This is a genomic window from Acetobacter sp. DmW_136 (assembly GCF_008690365.1).
GTDB classification, from domain to species: Bacteria; Pseudomonadota; Alphaproteobacteria; order Acetobacterales; family Acetobacteraceae; genus Acetobacter; species Acetobacter oryzifermentans.
The window spans coordinates 1-661 of record NZ_VHON01000105.1 but is presented as its reverse complement, the minus strand read 5'-3'; the positions used below and the strand labels follow the sequence as shown (position 1 = coordinate 661).

Genomic DNA, 661 nt, shown 5'->3' with positions numbered 1-661 from the left:
GATGTGGAACCTTCGGGCATGACCAGCAACTGCCATGTGCAGTCGGTTTCTGGGGGGCAGGCCTTTGCTCAGTCTGCGTTGGATTACGTGCACAAGGCCCGGTATCGCCCGGCCACGCGCAATGGCGCTCCGGTGAAGGAATTGCACAAGGTCTATGTCATTCGCTTTAGGCTGGATGACTAAAACGGGGTCAGTTTTTCATACTGGCCAGTAGTACAAATACGGATTGCCCGATCTGCTTGCGTAACAGGGTAGCGGATTGGGCCCTGATGATGAGGATTATGAGGAAGATGACCAGACTGCCCCGTTCTTTTGTGTCAGGTCTTGCCGCTCCGGCTCTGGCGCTGCTGATGAGCACGGCCGCTCCAGTTGCGGCCTTTGCGCAGGATGCAGCCCCCACAGCGCCTGCGGCCACGGCTCCAGCCCCCGATGCGGCGCCATCTTCCGCACCGGCGCCTGCCGCTACACCGGATGCCACCCCAGCACCCGCACCGGCCGAACAGGCCCCACCTGCGGCAGACACCAAGGAAGAAGCCAACCCCTACGGTCTGGGGGCTTTGTGGTCCAACGGTGATATCATCGCCCGCGGCGTGCTGCTGATCATGCTCATCATGTCTTTGGGCACATGGTATATCATGATCACCAAGTTCATTGAGCAGGC

Annotated in this window: 1 protein-coding gene and 1 pseudogene; both read left to right on the top strand. The window is 59.9% G+C overall.

Annotated features, from left to right (window positions below; translation table 11 throughout):
* A partial coding sequence (locus FKW31_RS15910; RefSeq protein WP_193562102.1) for an energy transducer TonB occupies positions 1-183 on the top strand: 183 nt, incomplete at its 5' end.
* 107 nt (positions 184-290) lie between these two features.
* Positions 291-661 (top strand): annotated as a pseudogene (locus FKW31_RS15905) (MotA/TolQ/ExbB proton channel family protein); the annotation flags it as partial.